The sequence below is a fragment of the Streptomyces sp. NPDC048361 genome, assembly GCF_040651795.1.
GTDB lineage: Bacteria > Actinomycetota > Actinomycetes > Streptomycetales > Streptomycetaceae > Streptomyces.
Genome location: NZ_JBEZKW010000128.1, coordinates 1 through 4,540, shown reverse-complemented (window position 1 = coordinate 4,540; position 4,540 = coordinate 1). Strand labels below are relative to the sequence as shown.

5 protein-coding genes are annotated in these 4,540 nt (G+C 67.0%); all 5 read left to right on the top strand.

Features of this window, described 5'->3' with window-relative positions; all coding sequences use genetic code 11:
* Positions 1 to 290 precede the first annotated feature (290 nt).
* The 5 genes from dop to prcA all read left to right on the top strand — a co-directional run bounded on the left by dop (position 291) and on the right by prcA (position 4,383).
* Positions 291 to 1,802 (top strand): depupylase/deamidase Dop, encoded by a 1,512-nt coding sequence (dop, locus tag AB0D31_RS34565; protein ID WP_362730859.1) that lies wholly within the window; start codon positions 291 to 293, stop codon positions 1,800 to 1,802.
* A gap of 120 nt (positions 1,803 to 1,922) precedes the next feature.
* Entirely contained in the window at positions 1,923 to 2,141 is a 219-nt protein-coding gene (locus AB0D31_RS34560; RefSeq protein ID WP_011027899.1) for a ubiquitin-like protein Pup, read from the top strand.
* Between the two features lie 118 nt (positions 2,142 to 2,259).
* A complete protein-coding gene (locus tag AB0D31_RS34555; protein ID WP_362730857.1) occupies positions 2,260 to 2,772 on the top strand; it encodes an endonuclease VII domain-containing protein in 513 nt (170 codons plus the stop codon).
* Entirely contained in the window at positions 2,724 to 3,569 is an 846-nt protein-coding gene (prcB, locus tag AB0D31_RS34550; RefSeq protein ID WP_362730854.1) for a proteasome subunit beta, read from the top strand. The genes AB0D31_RS34555 and prcB overlap by 49 nt, the downstream gene beginning before the upstream one ends.
* Positions 3,570 to 3,624: 55 nt before the next feature.
* Positions 3,625 to 4,383 (top strand): proteasome subunit alpha, encoded by a 759-nt coding sequence (gene prcA, locus AB0D31_RS34545; RefSeq protein ID WP_362730851.1) that lies wholly within the window; start codon positions 3,625 to 3,627, stop codon positions 4,381 to 4,383.
* The last annotated feature ends 157 nt before the right edge of the window (positions 4,384 to 4,540 follow it).

Below are 4,540 nucleotides of genomic sequence, written 5' to 3'. Positions count from 1 at the left end.
GCGCGCACAGCTCTCGCAAATCCGGCGGGGTGGCAAACACGTATCTATTTTAAATCTGGGGGGGCGGGTTGGGGGGCCGGTGCGGGCCCCCCGCAGCCGACTGCTTTTCAGGCCACGAACAGCACCCGAGCAATGACGCAATTGATCTCCCCACCAGCGCAAAGGCGTTCTAGGCTCTTCGGTACCGCCTAGTCGCGCAGTGCGGGGACGGGCACCGCACACGCACCGGAGAACCAGCGGTACTTGAGCGCCGCTCCCGCGGGGGAGCGCCGCCGGGCAAGGAGGGCCGCATGACCGTACGGCGAGTAATGGGCATCGAGACGGAGTACGGGATCTCCGTCCCCGGCCACCCCAACGCCAATGCCATGCTCACCTCGTCCCAGATCGTCAACGCCTACGCGGCGGCGATGCACCGGGCGCGCCGCGCCCGCTGGGACTTCGAGGAGGAGAACCCGCTGCGGGACGCCCGAGGCTTCGACCTCGCCCGCGAGTCCGCCGACTCGAGCCAGCTCACCGACGAGGACATCGGCCTCGCCAACGTCATCCTCACCAACGGGGCACGGCTCTACGTCGACCACGCACACCCCGAATACAGCTCACCCGAGGTCACCAACCCCCGCGACGCCGTCCTGTGGGACAAAGCCGGCGAACGCATCATGGCCGAGGCCGCCGAACGCGCCGCCCAGCTCCCCGGCGCCCAGCCCATCCACCTGTACAAGAACAACACCGACAACAAAGGCGCCTCATACGGCACGCACGAGAACTACCTGATGAAGCGGGAGACCGCCTTCTCGGACATCGTGCGCCACCTCACGCCCTTCTTCGTCTCGCGCCAGGTCATCACCGGCGCCGGCCGCGTCGGCATCGGCCAGGACGGCCACGAGCACGGTTTCCAGATCAGCCAGCGCGCCGACTACTTCGAGGTCGAAGTAGGCCTGGAGACCACCCTCAAACGCCCCATCATCAACACCCGCGACGAACCCCACGCCGACGCCGAGAAATACCGCCGCCTGCACGTCATCATCGGCGACGCCAACCTCTCGGAGATCTCCACCTACCTCAAACTGGGCACCACCTCCCTGGTCCTGTCCATGATCGAGGAAGGGTTCATCAACGTCGACCTGGCCGTGGACCAGCCCGTCCGCACCCTCCACCAGGTCTCCCACGACCCCGGCCTGCGACAGCTCGTCACGCTGCGCAGCGGTCGCACCCTGACGGCGGTCCAGCTCCAGATGGAGTACTTCGAGCTGGCCCGCAAATACGTCGACGAGCGGTTCGGCGCCGACGCCGACGAGCAGACCAAGGACGTCCTGGTCCGCTGGGAGGACGTCCTGAACCGGCTGGAGAACGACCCGATGAGCCTGTCGGGCGAGCTCGACTGGATCGCCAAACGCGAGCTGATGGAGGGCTACCGGCGCCGTGACGGCCTGGAGTGGGACGCGGCCCGGCTGCACCTGGTGGACCTCCAGTACGCCGACGTACGGCCCGAGAAGGGCCTGTACAACCGCCTGGTGGCGCGCGGCAAGATGAAGCGGCTCCTGGACGACCCGGGCGTCCTGCGGGCCCAGACGGAGCCCCCGGAGGACACCCGCGCGTACTTCCGCGGCCGCTGCCTGGAGCAGTACGCGGACGACGTCGCGGCGGCCTCCTGGGACTCGGTGATCTTCGACCTGCCGGGCCGGGACTCGCTCCAGCGGGTGCCAACCCTGGAGCCCCTACGCGGAACGCGTAATCACGTGAAGGCGCTGCTCGACCGGTGCCGGACCGCCGAAGATCTGGTGCGGGTGCTCTCGGGCGGCTGAAAGCCCGCAGGTGTGGGAAACACAGTGGTAGGCCCCACGCGTTCCACGGAGTGCGGGGCCGATGTCGGACCCGGCTTGTAGGGTCTGATCAAGGACATCGAACCGAGCGGGGTGAGGTAGATGGCGACCAAGGACACCGGCGGCGGCCAGCAGAAGGCGACGCGCTCCACCGAGGAGGTCGAGGAGCAGGCGCAGGACGCGCAGGCTTCGGAAGACCTCAAGGAGCGGCAGGAGAAGCTGTCGGACGACGTGGATTCCGTCTTGGACGAAATCGACGACGTCTTGGAGGAGAACGCCGAGGATTTCGTGAGGTCCTTCGTTCAGAAGGGGGGGGAGTAAAACTCCCTTTGAAATAAAGGCTGCGCGGGGGGTAGGGGTGGCTGAAGGGGTGGGCACGAAGCGCTGCTCGCGGCGTCGGGAGACCAAGTCGCGGGCGGCCTTCGCGAGCAATGGATCCATGCCGGACGGTCTACAGGTGTACTGCCGGGAGTGCTCTTCCGAGTACTACCGCAAGCGCCAGGAGGCCAAGGGCAGAACTGTCCGGAGCAGAGTGGCCGTCCCCGAGGGCCACAAGCGGTGCCCGCAGTGCGAAAAGGTGAAGCCGTATTCCGAGTGGGAGCGGAACAGAGCTTCGTCGGACGGCTGGGCGAGTTACTGCCGCACCTGCCGGGCGCAGCGGAACCGGATCAGCTATTTCCATCGCAAGTACGGCCTTACGCCAGCACAGTTGGACGCACTGGTCGCAGATCAGCAGGGGATCTGTTGCATCTGTCTTTCCGCCCCCGCACAGCATGTGGATCACTGCCATGAGACGGGTAGGGTCCGTGGCGTACTGTGCTTCAGCTGTAACGCGGCTCTGGGGCAGTTCAAGGATCGGCCTGACGTGATGCGCCGGGCTGCGACATATGTGGAAGGAACCTCGTGGAAGCCAATACTCGTGGCACCGGGCGTCTACCAGCTGCCTTCCTGACGCCTGGGTCGTCCTCATTCATGGATTTTCTCTCCGACCACTCGCCGGAGATGCTGCCCGGAAAGCGCGTCATGCCGCCCGTGCAGGGTCACGTCGAGGCGCCGCACGGCACGACCATCGTCGCGGCGATCTTCCCCGGCGGTGTCGTCCTGGCCGGTGACCGGCGGGCCACGATGGGCAACATGATCGCCCAGCGGGACATCGAGAAGGTCTTCCCGGCCGACGAGTACTCGGCGGTCGGCGTCGCGGGTACCGCGGGCCTCGCGGTGGAGATGGTCAAGCTCTTCCAGCTGGAGCTGGAGCACTTCGAGAAGGTGGAAGGCACCACGCTCTCCCTGGAGGGCAAGGCCAACCGGCTCTCCACGATGATCCGCGGCAACCTCGGCATGGCCATGCAGGGGCTCGCTGTGGTGCCGCTCTTCGCGGGGTACGACGTCGACCGCGAGGAAGGCCGCATCTTCTCCTACGACGTGACCGGCGGTCGCTCCGTGGAGCACGGCTTCGCCGCCACCGGATCCGGTTCGATCTTCGCGCGGGGCTCCATGAAGAAGCTCTACCGCGAGGATCTGACGGAGCACGAGACGACCATGCTGGTCATCCAGGCGCTGTACGACGCCGCCGACGACGACTCGGCGACCGGCGGCCCGGACATGGCGCGCCGGATCTTCCCGATCGTCACGGTCATCACCGAGGACGGTTTCCGCAGGCTCACCGACGCGGAGTCCTCCGAGTTGGCCGCCTCCGTTCTGGCGCGGCGGCTGGAGCAGCCCGACGGCCCCCGGGCCTCCCTCCTCTGAGGTTCGCGCAGGCCTCGAGATGACTCAGTCACTGACAGAAAGGGACGGTTAGCCGGTGTCGACCCCGTTCTATGTCTCACCCCAGCAGGCCATGGCCGACCGTGCGGAGTATGCCCGCAAGGGCATTGCCCGCGGTCGCAGCCTGGTTGTGATCCAGTATGCCGATGGCATTGTGTTCGTGGGCGAGAACCCGTCCCGTGCACTGCACAAGTTCAGCGAGATCTACGACCGGATCGGCTTCGCGGCCGCCGGCAAGTACAACGAGTACGAGAACCTCCGCATTGGCGGCGTGCGCTACGCGGATCTGCGCGGATACACCTATGACCGTGACGATGTGACGGCCCGTGGGCTCGCCAATGTCTACGCGCAGACGCTGGGCACCATTTTCTCCAGCGCCGGTGAGAAGCCGTACGAGGTGGAGCTGGTCGTCGCGGAGGTGGGCAGCACGCCCGAAGAGGATCAGATCTACCGGCTGCCGCATGACGGCTCGATCGTGGACGAGCACGGCTCGGTCGCGGTCGGCGGCAACTCCGAGCAGATCAGCACCTTCCTCGACCAGCGCCATCAGGACGGCATGTCGCTCGCCGAGGCGTTGATGCTGGCGGTGCAGGCCTTGTCGAACCAGACGAACGGCACTGACCGGGAGATCCCGGCGGATCGGCTCGAAGTCGCGGTCCTCGACCGGACGCGGCCGCAGCAGCGGAAGTTCAAGCGCATCGTGGGGCGTCAGCTCTCGCGGTTGCTCCAGGCCGATGTGGCGAAGACGGAGCCCACGGAGGCGCCTTCGGATCTGGAGGAGACGGAGGACGAGTAGTCCACCGGCTTTCCGCCGAGCCCAGGCTCCCCCGCGCGCCCCGGTTCCGCCTCAGGCGGGCCGGGGGGCGGGGGTTTAGCCTCGTACGGCGAGGGATACGGGCAGGTACCCCGTCGGGGGCGCGCGGCCCTCCAGGACCGCCAGGAGCGCGGCCAAT

Bases quoted from the DNA above. Each gene is read 5' to 3' on its own strand.
- dop (WP_362730859.1), top strand. From the start codon at position 291: ATGACCGTACGGCGAGTAATGGGCATCGAGACGGAGTACGGGATCTCC.
- AB0D31_RS34560 (WP_011027899.1), top strand. From the start codon at position 1,923: ATGGCGACCAAGGACACCGGCGGCGGCCAGCAGAAGGCGACGCGCTCC.
- AB0D31_RS34555 (WP_362730857.1), top strand. From the start codon at position 2,260: ATGCCGGACGGTCTACAGGTGTACTGCCGGGAGTGCTCTTCCGAGTAC.